Below are 18,771 nucleotides of genomic sequence, written 5' to 3' on the forward strand. Positions count from 1 at the left end.
AGGGTCTCCCATGCAATTCGACCTCCTGCTCAAGGGCGGCCGGCTGATCGATCCGGCGTCCGGGCTCGACGGGCAGCGCGATCTCGCCATCGGCAATGGCCGGATCGCCGCGATCGACGCCGATATCCCCGCAGATCGCGCCGCGCGGGTTGTCGATGCGACCGGCTGTATCGTCACGCCCGGCCTCGTGGACCTGCACAGCCATGTCTATTGGGGCGGCACTTCGCTCGGCGTCGATGCCGACCGGCTCGCTGCCAAGAGCGGCACCACCACCTTCATCGATGCCGGCAGTGCGGGTGCCGGCAATTTCCTCGGCTTTCGCCGCCATGTCATGGAGCGCTCGAAAGCGCGCATCCTTGCCTATGTAAACATCTCCTTCGCCGGCATCTTCGGTTTCTCGCAGACGGTGTCGGTCGGCGAGTGCAGCGATCTGAGGCTCTGCGAACCGCGCGAGGTCGTTGCGGCCGTGCGCGAACACCGCGATGTCGTGGTCGGCGTCAAGGTCCGCTCCGGCAAGCACGCCGGTGGCACCAGCGGCATCGCGCCTGTCGATCTCGCGCTCGAAGCCGCCGATCAGGCAGGCCTGCCGCTGATGGCGCATATTGACGAGCCGCCGCCCGGCCGCTCGGAAGTGCTGCCGCGCTTGCGCAGGGGCGATATCCTCACCCATTGCTTCCGGCCCTTTCCCAACGCGCCGGTGTTCGCCTCCGGCGCGGTGCGGCCCGACATGCGGCTGGCGCGCGAGCGCGGCGTCATCTTCGACCTCGGCCACGGCATGGGCTCTTTCGACTTCACGGTGGCGCGGGCAATGCTCGAGGACGGTTTGGCGCCGGACGTGATCTCCAGCGACGTGCATCTCTACTGCGTCGACGGGCCTGCCTTCGACATTCTGGTCTGCATGTCGAAGCTGATGGCGCTCGGCATGCCCTTGGTCGAGGTCCTGCGCGCCGCGACGCAAGGGCCAGCGCAAGCGATCGCCAGGCCCGACCTCGGCACTCTTGCCGTGGGTACGGTCGGCGATGTCGCCGTCCTCAGGCAGCGCACGGGCCGCTTCACCTTCGTCGACGCGGTCGGCTCCTCGCTGGTCGCCGACCAGAGGCTGGTCTCGGAGGGCATCGTCATCGGCGGCACCTGGTGGCCGAACGAAACGGCGGACGATCTGGGCGAGACCGAACGTTTCGTGGCGCATGCGCATCAGACGCATGTCGAGGTGGCCGCAAGGCATTTTGGCCACCAGCATGGTTAGCTGATCGGGGGTTACGCCTGCCTCCCGGCGGCGTCGCTTGGTCAGCGGCTTCCCCCACTCCGTCTCGGCTTCGCCGAGCCACCTCTTCCCCCTCCGGAGGGAGAGGTGGGGAGCTCGATCGAGGAGCGTCGACGCAAAAGCGTGGTGCCTTTTCCTCACCCCCGTCGATCGGGGGGAGAGGTGTCGAGCGAAGCTCGAGGGAGTGGGGGTCGACCTTCACCGAAGCATCGGCGTTGGCAACTCACCCCTCAGAATTGCTCGGCTTGCCGTAGACCGGTGTCTCGATGCCCTCCATCCGGGCCTTGAGCTGCAGTGCGACATATTTCGAATAGAAGCGCGACAGCGCCAGATTGCCGCCCTGGAACCAGAGGGCCTCCTGGGCGGTCGGCCGCCACATGTTGCGCAGCTCGCCCTGCCATGGGCCGGGGTCGCCCTTCACGCCGGAGCCAAGTCCCCAGCACGGGCCGACCTTGTCGGCGACCTCGCGCGACACGACCGCCGCGACTGTCTCGTTCATCGACTGGTAGCCGGTGCAGGCGATGATGGCGTCGGCGGCAAGTTCGGTGCCGTCCTCGAACAGGATGCCTGTCGGCGTGAGCGAGGCGATGGCGACGCCGCTGCGAACAGCGATCTGGCCGTCGATGATCAGGTCCGAGGCTCCGACATCCATGTAGTAGCCGGAGCCGGTGCGGTAGGCCTTCATCAGCAGGCCGGTCTCGTCGTGGCCGAAATCGATGGCGAAGCCCGAGGCGCGCAGGCGGTCGTAGAAGGCGGCGTCGCGGGCCTTGATCACCTCGTAAAGCGCCCGCTGGCCCTCGGGGACAAGTGCGAAGGGCGTCGAGGCGACGATCATGTCGGCCTTCTCGGTGGTGATGCCGCGCGCCACCGCATCCTCCGAGAAGATCTCGAAGCCGACCTCCATCAACGTGTCCGACTTGACCACCGTCGTCGGCGAGCGCTGGATCATGGTGACCTCGGCGCCGCTCTCCCAGAGGTCGACGCTGACGTCATGGCCGGAGCTGGCCGCGCCGATGACGGCTACCTTCTTGCCGCGGAATTTCTCGCCGCTCGCATATTGGCTGGAATGGAGCAGCTCGCCCTTGAACTGGTCGAGGCCGGGCAGGTCGATCTGGCGCGGCGGGCCATAGGCGCCCGTAGCGAAGACGATATGTTTCGGCTTGAGCGTGATGTGGCGGCCGACGCGATCGACGACGACCGTCCACTCCTTTTGCGCCTCGTCATAGGAGGCGCTGAGGCATTTGGTGGCGACCCAGTAGTTGAGCTCCATCACCCGCGTGTACATTTCCAACCAGTCGCCCATCTTGTCCTTGGGCGTGAAGACCGGCCAGTTTTCCGGGAAGGGGATGTAGGGCAGATGATCGTACCAGACCGGGTCGTGCAGCACGAGCGAGCGGTAGCGGTTGCGCCAGGAATCGCCGGGGCGTGCGTTCTTCTCGATGATGATTGTGGGCACGCCGAGCTGCCGCAGCCGGGCGCCCAACATGATGCCGCCCTGGCCGCCGCCGATCACGAGGCAATAGGGCTGATCCGAGGCGCCGAGCTCGCGCGTCTCGCGTGCACGAGCCTCCGTCCATGTCTCACGTTGGGGATCGGCCTTGTGCCGGACACCGAGAGGTCGCGCCTTGCCCTTGCGCTCCTCGAAGCCCTTGAGATCTGTCATCGCCGTGAACAGGGTCCGGCAGCGCCCGCCGCGCAGGCGCATGATGCCCTGGCCCCAGGCCAGTTCGGTCTCGAAGGTGAACCAGGCCTCGATCGTGCCCTCATCCTCGGTCGCTTCGCCGGTGATCTGCCAAGCCCTTGGCTTGGTGGTCGCCAGCGTCGTTCGGAGCATGTCGGCGATGGCGTCGCGGCCTTCCATGGTTGTGACATTCCAGGTGAAGGACAGGAGATCACGCCAGTAGCAATCGTCGACGAACAGGTTGGCGGCCGATTGCGCGTCGCCGGCCGAGAGCGCCTTCGAAAGGGATTCGAGCCATGCGGCGGCCTGTTTTGTCGGTGCGATTTCGAGCATGTCTTCCTCTTTTGCTGCGTGTGTCTAACCAGACGGTAACTGTGGAACCCGGCGCCGCCCCTCATCCGCCTGCCGGCGCCTTCTCCCCGTGAAGGACGGGGAGAAGGGATCCAGGCGCTCCGCTGGCGACCCCTCTCCCCGTTCTTCACGCGGAGAGGGGTCGGGTGAGGGGCAGCGCCAAGGCCCGGCAAGCTTTTGTCCTAATCCCCGAGCGGCTCCATTTCCTTGCCGGTGCGGTGAATCTGGGCGTTGTATTTGATACGCCGCACCGTTTCGCGAGCCGAGCCGTCGAGCTTGTAGGCGGACGCCACTGCCAGCAGGTCGATGGCGGCCAGGAAGGCGAAGCGCGACGCCGTCGGTTTCAACGTGTCGGGATATTCCGGCACCGCAACCGTCAGCCTGACGTCGCAGGCGCGGGCCAATTCGGTGTCGGGTGCGGTCACGGCGATGGCATTGGCGCGGTAGTGCTGGGCCAGTTCGACGGCCTCGATCACCTCGCGCGTGCGTCCGGTCGCCGAGATGGCGATGACGAGGTCGCCGGGCTTCAGGGTCGAGGCGGTCATGCGCATCAGATAGGGGTCGCATTGAGCGCTGACGGTGATGCCATAGCGGAACAGCCGGTACTGGGTTTCCTGCGCCAGCGCCGACGAGCTGCCGCCGAGCCCGAACACCGTGACCTGGCGTGCCTTGGCGATCAGCTCGGCGGCTTTTCGCAGCTGGTCGGGATCAAGCTGCCGCTCGGCTTCCTGAAGCGCGCGGCGCGCCTCCGCGAACACGGCGTTCCAGAACGGCATGCCGTTGTCGTTGCTCACCGTCGGCGACTTGGCGAGATAAAGCGCGCCGACGACTAGGCTCTGCGCCAGCTTCAGCTTGAAGTCGCGCACGCCCTCGCAGCCGATGGCGCGGCAGAAACGGGTCACCGTCGGTTCGCTGACCCCGGCGCGCTGGGCTAACGCCGCGTTGGAAGCGTCGACCGCGTACCTGACATCGTCGAGCACGACGTCGGCGACGCGGCGTTCGGCCGGCCGCAACTCGCCATAGGAATCCTTGACCAGCGAGATGATATCGGGAATGCGCCGCAGGGGCTCGCGGGCCTCCGCGTCGCCGTTTGGGGTCAGCATGTCCTGGCGGTCCGCGTCGGTCATCAAGTCAGGCCTTCCCCGGTTTTGAACCGACTTCTAACATGGCCGCTCGGAGCCGTTCCATGTTTTGGTGTGTCACGACCCCCCGGCTGAGGACTGCGTCACGCCAAATCCGTCCGTCCGTCATAAGCCTTTACTCCAAAGACCCTGACGGAGAGTATGTAAGAAAGCAACACAGTTTTCAAGTCGTAGAAAACGCTATGAAATCATAGAGATGATTAAGCTGACGTGGCTCCCCTTATAAAGATGCCGACTCCTCGCTTGACAGGAAAGTAGGATAGTTACAGACTGATTTTCGCGGTCGGATGAGCCCTATCGGATCATCCCGCGATCTCCGAGGGGCGGATGAATTTGGCGGATGCACCAACCCCAAAGCTTGGCGTACAGGCGGCGAGCAAGGTCTATCATACCGCCTCCGGCGACCTCCTGGCGCTGGACCGCTGCAGCCTTGACGTCAACGCCAACGAAATCGTCTCGATCGTCGGGCCTTCGGGCTGCGGCAAGACCACGCTGTTGTGGTCCATGTCGGGCCTGCATCGCCTGAGCAGCGGCGAGATCCGGCTCGACGGCGTCAAGATCAGCGGCCCGCACCCCGATATCGGTATCGTCTTCCAGGAAGCAAACCTTCTCCCCTGGCGCAATCTCGATGCCAACATCCGATTCCCCTTCGAGATCAAGGGCGAGAAGCCGGATCGGGCGTGGATCGCGCATCTGCTCGCCCGCGTCGGCCTCGACGGTTTTGGCGGCAAGTTCCCGCGTGAGCTTTCCGGCGGCATGCAGCAGCGCGCGGCGATCGTGCGCGCACTGGCGCTGAAACCGTCGGTGCTGCTGATGGACGAGCCGTTCGGCGCGCTCGACAGCTTCACCCGCGAGGAGATGAACCGGCTGGTCGAGGAAATCTGGCTCGACACCAAGACCACCATCGTCTTCATCACCCACTCGATCGAGGAGGCGATTTTCCTTTCCGACCGCGTGGTGGTGCTGAGCGGGCGGCCGGGGCGCGTGGCCAAGGAGTACCGCGTGCCGTTTCCAAGGCCCCGCTCGCTGGAGATCATGGCGACAAAGGAGGTCTTCGACCTCACCAACCGGATCAAGATGGACATTGTCGGCGAGCGCGCGACCCCGAAGGCCGCGGAGCGTGCCGGCGCCGAAATCGTGAGGATCAGGTCGTGAGCGACGCCATCCCGGAATTCTCCAAGGCCAAGGCAGGCGAAGGGCATGAGGTCGGCCTGACCAATCTGTCGGCTTTCGCCAGCGGCCCGGGCATCCAGTCCGGCAAGGAAGTGGCGGCCATTATCGCGGTCGCCGTCATCATCATCGGCGGCATAGAGCTGGCGCTGCGGCTGTTCCAGGTGCCGCTCTACATCATGCCGCCGCCAAGCTCGATCGTCTATGCGCTGTGGGACGAGTTCCCGCTGATCGCGCCGCATCTCGGGTACACACTGGTCGAGCTGCTTTCCGGCTTCGCCATCGGCGCCGTCGTCGGCCTGGTGCTGGCGGCCGTCATCACCCAGTTCCCCTTCGCCGAGAAGATCGTCGCGCCTTACATCCTGCTCCTGGTCACCACGCCGATGCTGGCGCTGGTGCCGCTCCTGATCCTGCGCTTCGGTTTCGGCTACACGCCGCGCATCATCGCGGTGGCGCTGGCCGCCGGGCCGATGGTGATGATCAACGCCGCCACCGGCTTTCGCCGCGTCGACAGCGCCAAGATCGCTCTGGCGCGTTCCTATGGCGCCAGCACCTTGCAGATCTTCTGGAAGATCCGCGCGCCGATGGCGCTGCCGATGATCCTGGTCGGCCTGATGATCGGCGCCATCTTCGGCCTGCTGACGGCGGTGGGCGCCGAAATGGTGGGCGGCGGTTTCGGCCTCGGCAACCGGCTGACGACCTATTCGTCGATGATCCAGATGCCGCAATTCTTCGCGGTGGTTCTGCTGCTGTCGACGCTCGGCATACTGATCTACGTTCTGTTCTTCCTGATTGGCAAGAAATGGGCGAGCTGGGAGGCTTGAGGCAGGCAAGGTAAAACTATGTTCGCGACAGCGGACAAAAGACTGACAATCAACAAAAGGGGAATGCGATGACCATGGACAAGACGAGCAATCCGGCGGGGATCAGCCGCCGCTATTTCCTGCAGGTGACCGGCGCCGGCCTGGTGACGGCGACCGCGCTTGGGGCCACCGGCCTCAAGGCAAGGGCCGAGCCCTACGGCAAATTCACCTGGATCTCACCGCGGGGCACGCTGGAAGTGCTCGACGATTATCCCTATTGGGCGGCCAAGAAGGCCGGCTATTTCGAAGGGCTCGACACGGATATGCAGCCCGGCCCGTCGGACGGCACGGCAACGGTCAAGTTCGTCGATGTCGGCCAGGCCGACATGGGCTTCCCGTCGCCCGGCGTGTTCTCCTTCGCCATCCAGAATGGCATGAAGCTGAAGTCGGTGTTCCACATGGGCGCGCGCGACACGTTCAGCATCGCCTTCCGCAAGGGCGAAGGCTCGAACGACCTGAAGAAACTCGAAGGCAAGACCATCCTGCTCGGCTCGGCCGCCTGGCAGTCGATCACCGATCCGCTGCTAGCGGCGCAGGGCGTCGACATCAAGAAGGTCAAATATGTCGAGGCCGGCTGGCCGACCTGGGGCACGGCACTCGCCGGCGGCCAGGGAGATGCCGCCTTGTCATGGGAAGGCCTGCGCGCCGAATGGATCGCCAAGGGTCTCGACTTCGAATATTGGCTGGGGGTGCAGAACTCCAAGCTGCCCGCCAACACTTTCGTGGTACGCGCCGCCGACCTCGAGGATCCCGACCGCAAGGCGTTCCTGGAAAAGTATCTGCGCGGCTGGGCTATGGGTCTCGAATTCGGCTACCAGAATCCCCGCGCGGCCGTCGAAGCGGTGTTCGAGCAGTTCCCGACGCTAGCCAAGAATCTCGGGCCTGAACTCGGCACCACGTCGATCCTGCAGCAGATCAACGTGTTCCGCGGCGACATGGACAAGCGCGGCGGCTGGGGCTCGCACGACATGGCGAGCTGGCAGGGCTTCTTCGACGAGATCCACAAGATCGGCCAGATCACCAATCCGGTGAAGGCCGAGGACGTCTGTACCAATGAGCTGATCCCGGCGGCGAACGATTTCGACAAGGCCAAGGTCAAGGCCGACGCAGACGGAGTGAAGCTCTCCGAAGGTTTTGCGGCGCTCGATGTCGATAAGATCAAGGCGCATCTGTTCGATTCGGCGTTGAAGTAGGCGCCAATCTTGCCGAGGTCGGCGCCGCCCCTCATCCGCCTGCCGGCACCTTCTCCCCGTAGGTGACGGGGAGAAGGTAGGCAGCGGTGGCTGAGGCGCTCATTTTGCCACGTTGGTGATTGGCGAAATCTATGGCGACAGCGGCTTTCTCCCCGTAACTTACGGGAGAAATGCCCGGCAGGGCAATGAGGGGCGGCGCCGCCCTGAGGTGATTGTCCTGGCCAAAGACTAGGACGGCAAGAGTTTGGCGCCGTGTATAAAACAAGAAATCGGGAGGGCTGAGATGGCCGACAAGGTAAAAGTGCTGGTGGTGGGTCTCGGCAATATGGGCGCGTCGCATGCGAGCGCCTATCATCGCTCGGAAGGTTTCGAGATCGTCGGCATCATGAGCCGCTCGATCAAGAGCAACACGAAGATTCCGGCCGAGCTATCCAGCTATCCGCTCTACGAGGATTTCGACCAGGCGCTGGCGGAGACGAAGCCGGACGCCGTTTCGATCAACTCCTGGCCCAACACGCATGCCGAATATGCGCTGAAAGCGATCGCCGCCAACTGCCATGTGTTCATGGAAAAGCCGCTGGCCACCAACATCGAGGATGCCGAGAAGGTAGTTGCCGCCGCTCGCGCCAAGGGCCGCAAGCTGGTGCTGGGCTATATCCTTCGCGTGCACCCGTCCTGGATCAAGTTCATCGAGGTCGGCAAGACGCTCGGCAAGCCCCTGGTCATGCGCCTCAACCTCAACCAGCAGAGCAGCGGCAGCGCCTGGCACTGGCACAAGAACCTGATCGATTCGCTGATCCCGATCGTCGATTGCGGCGTGCACTATGTCGACGTCATGTGCCAGCTGACCGGCGCCAAGCCGGTGCGCGTGCACGGCATCGGCGCCAAGCTCTGGGCGGAAGCCGACAAGCAGAATTACGGCCATCTGCACGTCACCTTCGATGACGGCTCGGTCGGCTGGTACGAGGCCGGCTGGGGCCCGATGATGAGCGAGACGGCCTATTTCGTGAAGGACGTCATTGGCCCCAAGGGCGCGGTGTCGATCGTCGCCGGCCAGCAGGCGAGCGCGTCGAACGAACTCGCCGAGGTCTCGAGCTCGGCCGACATCGACCGGCACACCAAGACCGACGCGCTGAAGATCCACTATGCCGCTGTCGATGGCGACAAGAACTTCTCCAAGCCCGACGAGATCGTCAGCATGGAGGATGAACCCGGCCACCAGGAACTATGCGACCGCGAACAGGCGTTCTTCCTGCGCGCCATAAGGGAGGACCTCGATTTGACCGAGCAGATGGATGCCGCGGTCAACAGCCTGCGCATCGTGCTCGCCGCCGAACAGAGCATCGAGCTGGGGCGGACCGTGGAGTTGTGATCCTGTCCGGGGCGAGCATCGCCGAGGACCGGTGTGTCCACAGGACACCGGCTCAGGTTTGCGCCGCCCCTCATCCGCCTGCCGGCACCTTCTCCCCGTATAGTGACGGGGAGAAGGAAAGAGCTGCAACGCCGGCGTCCCCTCTCCCCGTTCTTCACGGGGAGAGGGTAAGGGTGAGGGGCGGCGGCGACATCGACAAAACTGGGAGAGAGACATGGTCACCGACAGCCTGCTGACAACCTATACCGAGTCCGACGCGCTCGACCTGGCCGCGCTGGTTCATAGCGGGCAGGTGTCGCCGGCCGAGCTGGTCGAGGCGGCGGTCACGGTGATCGACAGGCTGAACCCGGAGCTCAACGCCGTCGTCCATCGGCTCTACGACATGGCGCGCGCCCAGGCGCAGACGGTCGACAAGTCTGCCCCCTTTGCCGGCGTGCCATTCCTGCTCAAGGAACTGGCCTCGTCCTGGACAGGGGCGCCGAACACCAATTCGTCCTTCTACCTCAAGGATGTCGTCGCCGATTTCGACACCGAGGTCGTTCGGCGCATGAAGGCGGCGGGGCTGGTGATGGTCGGCAAGTCGAACGCGCCGGAAAATGGCTGGTCGATCACGACGGAACCGAAGCTCTACGGCAAGACGAAAAACCCGTGGAAAGAGGGCATCACGCCGGGCGGCTCCAGCGGCGGCACGGCTGCGGCCATCGCATCGCGCATGGTGCCGATTGCCGAGGCCAGCGACGGCGCCGGCTCGATCCGCATCCCGGCCTCCTGTTGCGGCATTGTCGGCCTGAAGCCCTCGCGCGGCCGCGTCAGCCTCGCGCCTTTCGGCGATTATTGGTATGGCGGCGCCTACTTCCTGTGCTGCTCGCGCACGGTGCGCGACACCGCAGCCTATCTCGACGCGGTTGCCGGCGCCTTGCCCGGCGACCCTTATACGCCGCCGGTTCCCGATGGCTCCTGGCTCGACCTCTCGGCGCGCGCGCCGAAAAAACTGCGTATCGGCTTCTCGGTCACGCCTCCCAACGGCACCGATATCGACCCGGAGGTGAAGGCAGCGGTGCTGGCAACCGTCGCGATGCTCGAGGGTCTCGGCCACGATGTCGAGGAGCATGATATGCCCCTCGACGCCAATGGCGTGTGGGGAACCTACACCAACATGACCTGCGTGCAAACGGCCGCGACCTTCGACTATCTCGAGACCGTGATCGGCCGGCCTGTCACCCCTAACGATGTCGAGCCACTGACCTTCGCGATCATCGAGCGCGGCCGCGCCACCAGCGGCATCCGGCATATTTCGGATGTCGAGCAGCTCAGGCAGGTTGGCCGCGATATTGTCGGCGATCTCAACGCCTACGACCTTTACATCACGCCGACCCTGACGCAGTTGCCGCGGCCGTTCGGCTATTACGACATGTCGGAAACCAACCTCGACCGCTATAACGCCAAATGGGCGGATTCGGTGTTCGCCTTCCCGTTCAACATTTCCGGCCAGCCGGCAATCTCGCTGCCGCTCGGCTGGTCGCAAGGCGGCGTTCCGATCGGCGTGCAACTGGTCGGCCGCTATGGCGACGAGGCGACGGTGCTGGCCGCCTCGGCGCAACTGGAGCAGGAGATCGCGTGGCGGGATCGCCGGCCGCCGATCAGCGCTTAATTAGCCGGCTTGGCATGGGGTGCGGCGATCAATCTCCGCAGGGCACTCAACGGTGCCCCTGTCCTGCCGGACGTCTCCCCCACGGGTGGGGAGATCGGCAGGTTCGGCGCCAGCCCCTCTTCTTGCTACATTGAAAATTGGCAAAGGCAGTCATGACCGCCGATCTCCCCCCGTGGGAAGATGCCCAGGAGGGCATAGGGGGCGCCGTAGAGTGCCCGCCTACCCAATCCGCTCCAGCCGCCTCGGCAGGCGGTTCATGGCGACGGGTCCATGCGGCGTAATCAGGAACTGGTCTTCGAGATTGAAGCTGGCGAGACCATCGATGTAGAGCGGGATCTCGAAGGCCAGCACCATGCCTGCCTCGATCAGCACATCGCTGTCGGCGGCAATGAACGGCCATTGCTCCGAAAATACCGACTGGCCGACACCATGGCCGAAATGGCCACGGCTAAAGGAGCGCAAACCTTGCCGGGCCAAGCTCTGCGTCGCGATGCTGTGGACGTGGCCAAGGGAGTTTCCGGGAACCAGCGCAGCCAGCCCATCCTCGAAAGCCCGCTCGGCCATCGCATGCAGCGCGGCCTGGTCGGCGGACGGGGGTCCGAAGGTGAAATTACGCGACATGTCGGAAGCGTAGCCGCCGACGATGCAGACCATGTCGCATTTCAACGGATCGCCGGGCATCGCCTTGTCGTGGGCGCTCCTGGCGCGCGCGCCGAGCGTCACATATTCCGCCGTCGCGACCGGCTGGGACAGTGCTGCTGCTGCCTCGGCGACGCCTCGCCGATAGAGGGCAGTGAGGTCGGCCTGGCGCATGCCGACCGTGGCATCCGCCTGCAGCCGGTCAAGGCCGGCTTCCGAGAGCATGATGCCTTGGCGCAGAAGCTCGATCTCGCCTTGCGACTTGACCGCCCGCAGCCGGTTGAGAACCGGCGAGCCGTCGACCATCGCGCAGTCCGGCAGCAGCACCTGCATCGCCGCGAAATCGGCAGCGGGGACAAAGTCCAGGTCAAAGCCGAGCCTTGCGCGGCCAAGTCGGAATTCACCGAGGATCTTTTTCAGCGGATCGACAGACCGGGCGAGGTCGAATGTCGGCGGCCGGGAAAAGCCGGATTGCCGGCCTGACGCTTTGAAAGCGGCCTCGATGCGGTCTGGCAGCGCTTGGCCCGACAATGAGGGGTCGAGCGTTGCGGTTTCGATCCAGATCGGATGGCCGAGAACAAGAGCGTCGGGCGCAGTATGCTGCAATTGAGCGACATTGAAATCGGCCGCCACGACGCCGAGCGGCAAATCCTCCCCGGCGGGGACGACGACGAAGCCAGCGCCAGCCCGCCGGAAAAGTCCGGCCGGCCCCATGGATACGCCGGTGGCGTAATGAAACGCCTCCGGGGCACAAAGCACCAGCGCATCGATGCCGGCTTCCCGCATCAATCGCGCCGCGCGCTGCCGGTCGACAAATCCCGTCATGGAGGTCTCCATCATGCCTAGGGCACAGGAGCATTGCGGGAGTGATCGATCAAGTCACAAGCGTTGTGGGAGGCCTGCAGGATTTCGCAAACAGGCAAGTCCGTCCCCGGTTCGTCGTGAAACAGGGGACGGAGGCTAATGCTCGACGATTTCAGGCGCTGTCCTGGTGCCGCTCAGGCCGCCGCCCTGCGGTCGTGCCGGCCTTCGCTGATCTCCTCGGCGAGCTTGTCGCAGAAGGCGTCCAAGTCGCCGGGGTTGCGGCTGGTGACCAGGCCCTGGTCGGTGACCACGGTGCTGTCTTCCCAAAGACCGCCGGCATTGATCACGTCGGTCTTGATCGACTTGTAGGATGTGACGCGGCGGCCCTTGACGATACCGGCCTCGACCAGCAGCCATGGCGCGTGGCAGATCGCGCCGACCACCTTTTTGGCCGACCAGAACGACTTGATGAAGTCCAGGGCCTCGCCTTCGACACGCAGCTTGTCGGGGTTGATGACGCCGCCCGGCAGCACGATCGCGTCGTAATCATCGGGCGACGCGTCGCTGAGCGTCTTGTCGACCGGAACCGAACGGCCCCAATCCTTCTTGTCCCAGCCTTTGATTTCGCCGCTTTCGAGCGAGACCACCTCGACCGTGGCGCCCGCTTCGCGCAGTTTCTGCAGCGGAACCTCAAGCTCGGACTGTTCGAAACCGTCGGTCGCAAGGATGGCGACGCGCTTACCGGAAATGTCCTGCATTGTTTTCTCCATCATGTGGGTTGATGGAGAGGTAACGGGTCGGGCGGGGAAGCGTTCCGCGCACCGAGGACCGGATCGCGCGAAGCTTGATCGGGCAAGCCTGCGCGTGCCAAAACGCGAAAAAGCCCGCGGCGAACCGCGGCTTTTCGATGCTTGATCCCCTGAAGGAAATTGGAGCGGGTGAAGCGATTCGAACGCTCGACCCCAACCTTGGCAAGGGACAAATTGTGGTGTCGAAGGGGTTCACGTAAGTACGCTCTATACCCTCCCAATGCGCGCGAGAACGCGACCTCTCCTAGTTGTCTTTTTGGACTGGGAATAACCCTGATGGACTGTCGCGAATTTTCGTGCACGCTAGAAACTGTAACCGCATGGTGACCCGAAAGCATCGGGGCGGGCGGTCTGCGGCATCGTAGGTAGGCCCGAAGGTAGGGGTAGAGCTCAACACTACTCCAAGTGCAATCGCCGTGCGCCCCAGTTTGGCAAGCGCAAATGACGCCGTCTACGCGATCCATACGGTATCTCGCAGAAACGCCCCGGTGCGCAGCAGATGCAGCCTGCCCGAAAAGCAACCCTAACCAGTCGCTTGCGACCAGCCTCGCACAACGGTACGTCTTGATAAGGGCGAGCTTCACCGCGCCGTCGGAGGGGATGTGCTAACAAACCTATTCAGGCTTGACGGAACGCCAACCCTTATCGGTCCGGGGGATCCATCACCCCCGATGTCACCCGGTGACGTCGTTGCAAATATTGTTTTTAAGATTGATGAATGGGCACCGCCAACAAAAGCGGTGCGCGAGGTAACGTTCACCGGCGTCGCGTTTCCCAAATCGATTGGTCAGGCAACGTTCACTGACTGCAGCTTCGAGGACTGCCTATTTCTAGGAACTCGCTTCATCGAGGTGGAGTTTCACGGTTGCAGTTTTACGAACTCCAATTTCTGGAAGTCTCGTTTTGAACGGGTTTATCTCGATCCAGACAGCATATTGATGGAGGCGAGATTCAAGGTTGAAGCTTCCAATGCCGGCATATCGGTTTACCAGGCCCTGCTCTCCAATTTCGCTGAGGAGAGACAAGACGAATTCTATATCAAGGCCGACATCAGCTTCAGACGTTGGAAACGCTACCAAATTTGGCCCGATCTCAGGCGAAAACGTTTGACCCGAACCAAAGCTTGGACAAGGTGGCTCGGCAGCGTCGTATATGAGATACTTGCAGGGTTCGGGTATCGCCCCTTTCGCTTTTTTCTCTGGACCATAGCCCTTTTCCTGCTCGTCTCTTGGATCAACTATAAGATAATCGGGCAAGGGCTCATCGTGAACGGCTCCATTCTGCCGCTCCCATCATTCACCGACACGATGTTTTATACATTTTCCGTCCTGACAGTTCTCGGCTTTTCATCAGTTTTGCCAATCGACGGATTCTCAAAAATTCTAACCGTATTCGAAGCACTGGCGGCAATCGGTTGGTTAGGCATCTTTACCTCAGTCCTTGTGAAGAGGTTTCTCCGTTGACCGAACAACCTAGACTGATGGGCGAGGCTTCGGCGGAAGCAATTTTTGGTTCTACTTCGCGTGGCGATACCGATTCGTTGAGTGACAGGGACATTTTGATTGTCGATGACAATCCCCAAGTACTTCATTGTCGGTCGGAAATACTCAGCCGAGAGGGATGGTCGGTTGCTAGTTACACTTTCGCTAAGCTCGAAGCGATCGCTGGGGCTGGTGCGCTTTTCATTCAACACCTCAAGATTGAGGCCACTATAATCTCGGACCGTGACGGCCGGCTGGCAGCAATTCTGCGGTCTTTTGAGCCGCGAACTGACTACGGCGCGGAGCTAATCCAAAACGCCCGGCTTGCTGCATTAGCAGCGGAAGTTTCGCCAGGATCGCGTGGCGCCCTACTCGCCGCAGACATACTCTTTGTTGCCGTTCGCAATCACGGCGTGCTCCTTCTAGCTCAGCTTGGGATCCACCGATATTCGTACTCTGCGATATTGTACGCGCTCGAGGACCAACGTCTCATTTCGAAAGGTGCGTCCCAAGAACTCGGAAGGTTGCGGTTTTTCAAATGCCTGTATCGTGCGGGTGAGGCCGAGAACGGTCGGCTGGTTCTGAAGGCGATTGATCGTGCCTTGGCAATGCTCAAGCAATACCACTTCCCACCTAAGGCGCGTCAGGTGAGCTCGTCGGCAATCATCTATGGAGCACCTCCCGAGGAACCCGCATCTGCGTACCTTCATTTACGGGACCTTGAGCGCCGCATGGTAGCGCTGGAGGCCTCCTACCCTGGATCATTGTTGGATACGGACGTGGCTCGCCTTTCATCGTGGATTGCTAACCCTCGCGCATATGCTGCTTTGTCGGAAAGGCTCGCGCCTGACTTCCGGGCTAAGATTGCCGAATTACTCCGCGATATCAGTCTTACACAGATGGCAGTTGGCGGAGTGCACGGATCCCAAAAAGGGTCATAAAAGCAAGACTGTCCTCCGGCGCCCTGCTCGTCAGCAGTCCGTCGGAACAGGGTTCTCAATTAACTCTGGTGCGACTGGCATGCCAAACTGCATAGCCCGGCCGGCTGCCGCTTGAAGAATCACTTCATCGGGACAGCCGACCATGAAAAAACGCTGCCATTTACCTTTGGTCCCGGTTAGGCGAAACCAGGCAGCGTAGCCGAAACGTTTTCGGCAGAGGTGCCCCATGAACGCCGTCGAAATTGAAGAAGCCATATCGGTCCTTGCCGACCAGCCGTTCGATGGCAGCGAATTCCCGTTTGCTTTTCTGCAAGCGTTTGGCAACAAGGCAACGACGATCAAGAAGCTCCGGGCGGGCGCGTCGAACAAATCTGATCTGGGAGGCGTGCTTCAGACCAGCAACATCCATATCGCTGTCGCCGCTCCTGGCGAAGTCATGGCCACCCTCGCCGCCCTCAAAGCCAGCCCGGCGACGGCCAGGGCCAAGGCAAAATTTGTTCTTGCGACGGATGGCGATACTTTCGAGGCCGAGGACCTGACGAACGGCGAAACGGTCGCCTGCGCTTATGCCGACTTTCCGAACCATTTCGGCTTCTTCCTCCAGCTTGCTGGTATCACAACCGTCAAGCAAATCCGTGAGAGCTCCTTCGATATCCGGGCTACAGGCCGTCTGAACCGGCTGTATCGAACGCTTCTGGAAGAAAACCCTGATTGGGATGCCGCCAAACGCCGCCCAGAAATGAACCATTTCATGGCTCGGCTGATCTTCTGCTTTTTTGCCGAGGACACCGACATCTTCAATGGCATCGGCCTCTTCACCGACACCGTCGAGCAGATGAGCGCGCGGGATTCGTCGAACACGCACGAGGTCATCAGTACGTTGTTCCGAGCAATGAACACGAAGATCGCCGACCGGACGCGCGCGTCGCTACCGCGATGGGCTGATGCCTTTCCCTATGTGAACGGAGAGTTGTTCTCCGGCAGCGTGGATGTGCCACGTTTCAGCAAGATCGCTCGGTCTTATCTAATCCATATCGGCAATCTCGACTGGACGAAGATCAACCCGGACATCTTTGGCTCGATGATTCAGGCTGTCGCCGACGACGAAGAGCGCGGCGCGCTCGGCATGCACTACACCAGCGTGCCTAACATCTTGAAAGTGCTCAATCCGCTGTTCCTCGATGATCTGCGGGAGCGGCTTGACGAAGCCGGCGGCAATGCCCGGTCGCTGCTCAACCTTCGCAAGCGTATGGCTAAGATCAGGGTCTTTGACCCGGCCTGTGGCTCGGGCAACTTCCTTGTAATCGCCTATAAGGAGATGCGGGAAATCGAGGCCGAGATCAACAAGCGGCGCGGCGAGCCTGACCGGCGTAGCGAAATTCCGCTTACAAATTTTCGGGGCATCGAGTTGCGCGACTTTCCGGCCGAGGTCGCGCGGCTTGCGCTCATCATTGCGGAGTTTCAGTGCGACGTGCTCTATCGGGGGCAGAAAGAGGCGCTGGCGGAATTTCTCCCGCTCGACGCTCGAAACTGGATCACCTGCGGCAATGCCCTGCGGCTTGACTGGCTGAGCATCTGCCCGCCGAACGGGACCGGCGTGAATCATCGCGCGGAAGACCTGTTTCACACGCCGCTCGACCAGGCGCAGATCGAGTTCGAAAATGAAGGAGGGGAAACCTATCTTTGCGGCAATCCGCCTTATGTCTGGACCAATGACCAGACGCCTGAACAAAAGTTAGACCTCAAGGCTCTATTTGCAGCCCATACAACGTCATGGCGTGCGCTAAACTACATTTCCGGATGGTTTCTAAAACTCGCGGAGTATGGCTCAGCTTGCGAATGCCGCGGCGCGTTTGTTGCGATCAACACAGTCTGCCAGGGCCAGCACGCGGCCATTTTTTGGCCGATCATATATGCGCACCATCATCGCATTGCCTTTGCACACGAGCCGTTTAAATGGAGGAATCTTGCGTCCAACAATGCTGGCGTAACAGTGGTAATTATCGGGTTGGCACCGGAGCCTCTGCCGAGTGCGGCCCTCTATGCGGAAGACCCGGATGGCAAATCAGTAGTCCGAAAGGTTGACAAAATCGGGCCATACCTAGTTCCCAATGTCGACACGCTCGTGCTGAAACACAATCGGCCGGTTTCGTCGCTAGCCGAAATGGTTAGAGGCAACATGCCGTACGAAGGCGGTCATCTCTTGCTGTCGGCATTAGATAAGGAGGTTATAGTCGCTCGCGCTCCGGCGGCGAAGAAATTCGTGAGACGAATAAGCGGCTCCGCTGAAATCATAGACGGCAAGCCAAAGTATTGCCTGTGGATCAATGATATCGATCTGGCAGAAGCTAGTTCAATCTTGGCAATCCAGGAGCGGCTCGAACAGGTCCGAGACTTAAGATTTAGAAACGCGGACCAAAACGTGGTGGCGCTAGCGGCGACGCCACATCGGTTCCGTGAGATGAATGATGGCCAGAGATGGACTATTGCGATGCCGGCGGTCTCGTCCGAGGCACGACTATATTTGCCGGTTGAATTGCTTCCACCGGGCCATGTGATAACGAATCGAGCTTACGGAATATTCGACGGTGACCTTCACCATTTTGCTCTTTTAGCTTCTACATTACATATTGTTTGGGTAGGAGCAGTCTGCGGCAAACTAGAGCTCCGCTATTCGTACACGAACACTCTCGGTTGGAATACCTTCCCTGTCCCCATACTCACTGAGAAGAATAAGGCCGACCTGTCTCGATGCGCTCGGGACATCCTGATAACACGCGAGGCACATTTTCCGGCGACCATTGCCGATCTCTACGATCCCGGCGCCATGCCGGCTGATCTGCGCGAGGCGCATGAGCGCAACGACGAGGTGCTTGAGCGCATCTACATCGGTCGCCGCTTCCGCAATGACACGGAGCGGCTGGAAAAGCTGTTCGAGCTTTACACCAAGATCACCGCATCGGTGGGAACTGCGAAGAAGCGGAAGGCGGGGATGACGGCCTGATGTTTAATAGAATCGACTACAGCCAGTTGAATGCGCGACAGAAGGAAAATTACAATTTCCAAAAGGTAGCAGGACGCCTTGCCGACTACGGATACAATTGCCTTCGCTTGAACGACGATTGGCATGGAGCGGACTTTCTGGCGGTGCATATCGATGGCACTGCCGTCCTGAGAATTCAGCTTAAAGGTCGGTTTTCCCTTGATGCGAAATACCACGGCCGGGGGCTCCACATCGCGTTCCTGACGGCCGACGCTTGTTACATCTATCCGCACGACGATGTTTTAGCTGTGGCCGAAAGGCGTGGAAGGTTTGGCGAAACGGTTTCCTGGGCGGAGCGAGGAAATTATTCTTGGTCGAGCCTTCCCGGTTGGGCGGCCGATCTTCTCGAAACCTATAAGATTTAGGC

General features: G+C 61.6%; 14 protein-coding genes. 10 read left to right on the plus strand and 4 right to left on the minus strand.

What is annotated here, in order from left to right; translation table 11 throughout:
• The first annotated feature begins 10 nt into the window (after positions 1 to 10).
• Complete coding sequence (locus LB513_RS05720) at positions 11 to 1,246, plus strand: amidohydrolase/deacetylase family metallohydrolase (protein ID WP_224662501.1); 1,236 nt, start codon at positions 11 to 13, stop codon at positions 1,244 to 1,246.
• Positions 1,247 to 1,487: 241 nt separating this feature from the next.
• Here LB513_RS05720 and LB513_RS05725 read toward each other — a convergent pair whose 3' ends face one another.
• The gene (locus LB513_RS05725) at positions 1,488 to 3,278 is read right to left on the minus strand and encodes an NAD(P)/FAD-dependent oxidoreductase (RefSeq protein WP_224662502.1); all 1,791 of its coding nucleotides are present in this window, start codon (positions 3,276 to 3,278) and stop codon (positions 1,488 to 1,490) included.
• 200 nt (positions 3,279 to 3,478) lie between these two features.
• Positions 3,479 to 4,423, minus strand: coding sequence for a MurR/RpiR family transcriptional regulator (locus LB513_RS05730; RefSeq protein ID WP_224662503.1), 945 nt, complete (start codon positions 4,421 to 4,423; stop codon positions 3,479 to 3,481).
• A 342-nt stretch (positions 4,424 to 4,765) separates the two neighbouring features.
• Between LB513_RS05730 and LB513_RS05735 the strand changes: the two genes are divergently transcribed.
• The 5 genes from LB513_RS05735 (at position 4,766) to LB513_RS05755 (ending at position 10,687) form a co-directional block, all read left to right on the plus strand.
• Positions 4,766 to 5,593: an ABC transporter ATP-binding protein gene (locus LB513_RS05735; protein ID WP_224662504.1), complete on the plus strand. Its 828-nt coding sequence runs from the start codon at positions 4,766 to 4,768 to the stop codon at positions 5,591 to 5,593.
• Entirely contained in the window at positions 5,590 to 6,432 is an 843-nt protein-coding gene (locus tag LB513_RS05740; protein WP_224662505.1) for an ABC transporter permease, read from the plus strand. The genes LB513_RS05735 and LB513_RS05740 overlap by 4 nt, the downstream gene beginning before the upstream one ends.
• Positions 6,433 to 6,500: 68 nt before the next feature.
• Positions 6,501 to 7,664 (plus strand): ABC transporter substrate-binding protein, encoded by a 1,164-nt coding sequence (locus tag LB513_RS05745; RefSeq protein WP_224662506.1) that lies wholly within the window; start codon positions 6,501 to 6,503, stop codon positions 7,662 to 7,664.
• Between the two features lie 283 nt (positions 7,665 to 7,947).
• A complete protein-coding gene (locus LB513_RS05750; protein WP_224662507.1) occupies positions 7,948 to 9,036 on the plus strand; it encodes a Gfo/Idh/MocA family protein in 1,089 nt (362 codons plus the stop codon).
• 214 nt (positions 9,037 to 9,250) lie between these two features.
• Entirely contained in the window at positions 9,251 to 10,687 is a 1,437-nt protein-coding gene (locus LB513_RS05755) for an amidase (protein ID WP_224662508.1), read from the plus strand.
• A 219-nt stretch (positions 10,688 to 10,906) separates the two neighbouring features.
• Here LB513_RS05755 and LB513_RS05760 read toward each other — a convergent pair whose 3' ends face one another.
• Both LB513_RS05760 and LB513_RS05765 read right to left on the minus strand, forming a co-directional pair.
• Positions 10,907 to 12,151, minus strand: a complete 1,245-nt coding sequence (locus LB513_RS05760) for a M24 family metallopeptidase (protein WP_224662509.1) — start codon at positions 12,149 to 12,151, stop codon at positions 10,907 to 10,909.
• Positions 12,152 to 12,324: 173 nt separating this feature from the next.
• Entirely contained in the window at positions 12,325 to 12,888 is a 564-nt protein-coding gene (locus LB513_RS05765) for a type 1 glutamine amidotransferase domain-containing protein (protein WP_224662510.1), read from the minus strand.
• Between the two features lie 722 nt (positions 12,889 to 13,610).
• Here LB513_RS05765 and LB513_RS05770 point away from each other — a divergent pair.
• From LB513_RS05770 to LB513_RS05785, 4 genes are all read left to right on the plus strand, one after another.
• Positions 13,611 to 14,402, plus strand: a complete 792-nt coding sequence (locus tag LB513_RS05770; protein WP_224662511.1) for a pentapeptide repeat-containing protein — start codon at positions 13,611 to 13,613, stop codon at positions 14,400 to 14,402.
• Positions 14,399 to 15,361, plus strand: coding sequence for a hypothetical protein (locus tag LB513_RS05775; protein ID WP_224662512.1), 963 nt, complete (start codon positions 14,399 to 14,401; stop codon positions 15,359 to 15,361). Before LB513_RS05770 ends, LB513_RS05775 begins: the two co-directional genes overlap by 4 nt.
• A 226-nt stretch (positions 15,362 to 15,587) precedes the next feature.
• The gene (locus LB513_RS05780; protein WP_224662513.1) at positions 15,588 to 18,365 is read left to right on the plus strand and encodes a class I SAM-dependent DNA methyltransferase; all 2,778 of its coding nucleotides are present in this window, start codon (positions 15,588 to 15,590) and stop codon (positions 18,363 to 18,365) included.
• Positions 18,365 to 18,769 (plus strand): hypothetical protein, encoded by a 405-nt coding sequence (locus tag LB513_RS05785; protein WP_224662514.1) that lies wholly within the window; start codon positions 18,365 to 18,367, stop codon positions 18,767 to 18,769. The genes LB513_RS05780 and LB513_RS05785 overlap by 1 nt, the downstream gene beginning before the upstream one ends.
• The last annotated feature ends 2 nt before the right edge of the window (positions 18,770 to 18,771 follow it).

Origin of the sequence: Mesorhizobium sp. ES1-1 (assembly GCF_020164785.1) — a bacterium.
Taxonomy (GTDB): domain Bacteria; phylum Pseudomonadota; class Alphaproteobacteria; order Rhizobiales; family Rhizobiaceae; genus Mesorhizobium.

Bases quoted from the DNA above. Each gene is read 5' to 3' on its own strand.
- LB513_RS05720 (WP_224662501.1), top strand. From the start codon at position 11: ATGCAATTCGACCTCCTGCTCAAGGGCGGCCGGCTGATCGATCCGGCG.
- LB513_RS05725 (WP_224662502.1), bottom strand. From the start codon at position 3,278: ATGCTCGAAATCGCACCGACAAAACAGGCCGCCGCATGGCTCGAATCC.
- LB513_RS05730 (WP_224662503.1), bottom strand. From the start codon at position 4,423: ATGACCGACGCGGACCGCCAGGACATGCTGACCCCAAACGGCGACGCG.
- LB513_RS05735 (WP_224662504.1), top strand. From the start codon at position 4,766: ATGAATTTGGCGGATGCACCAACCCCAAAGCTTGGCGTACAGGCGGCG.
- LB513_RS05745 (WP_224662506.1), top strand. From the start codon at position 6,501: ATGACCATGGACAAGACGAGCAATCCGGCGGGGATCAGCCGCCGCTAT.
- LB513_RS05750 (WP_224662507.1), top strand. From the start codon at position 7,948: ATGGCCGACAAGGTAAAAGTGCTGGTGGTGGGTCTCGGCAATATGGGC.
- LB513_RS05755 (WP_224662508.1), top strand. From the start codon at position 9,251: ATGGTCACCGACAGCCTGCTGACAACCTATACCGAGTCCGACGCGCTC.
- LB513_RS05760 (WP_224662509.1), bottom strand. From the start codon at position 12,151: ATGACGGGATTTGTCGACCGGCAGCGCGCGGCGCGATTGATGCGGGAA.
- LB513_RS05765 (WP_224662510.1), bottom strand. From the start codon at position 12,888: ATGCAGGACATTTCCGGTAAGCGCGTCGCCATCCTTGCGACCGACGGT.
- LB513_RS05770 (WP_224662511.1), top strand. From the start codon at position 13,611: ATGTCACCCGGTGACGTCGTTGCAAATATTGTTTTTAAGATTGATGAA.
- LB513_RS05780 (WP_224662513.1), top strand. From the start codon at position 15,588: ATGAACGCCGTCGAAATTGAAGAAGCCATATCGGTCCTTGCCGACCAG.
- LB513_RS05785 (WP_224662514.1), top strand. From the start codon at position 18,365: ATGTTTAATAGAATCGACTACAGCCAGTTGAATGCGCGACAGAAGGAA.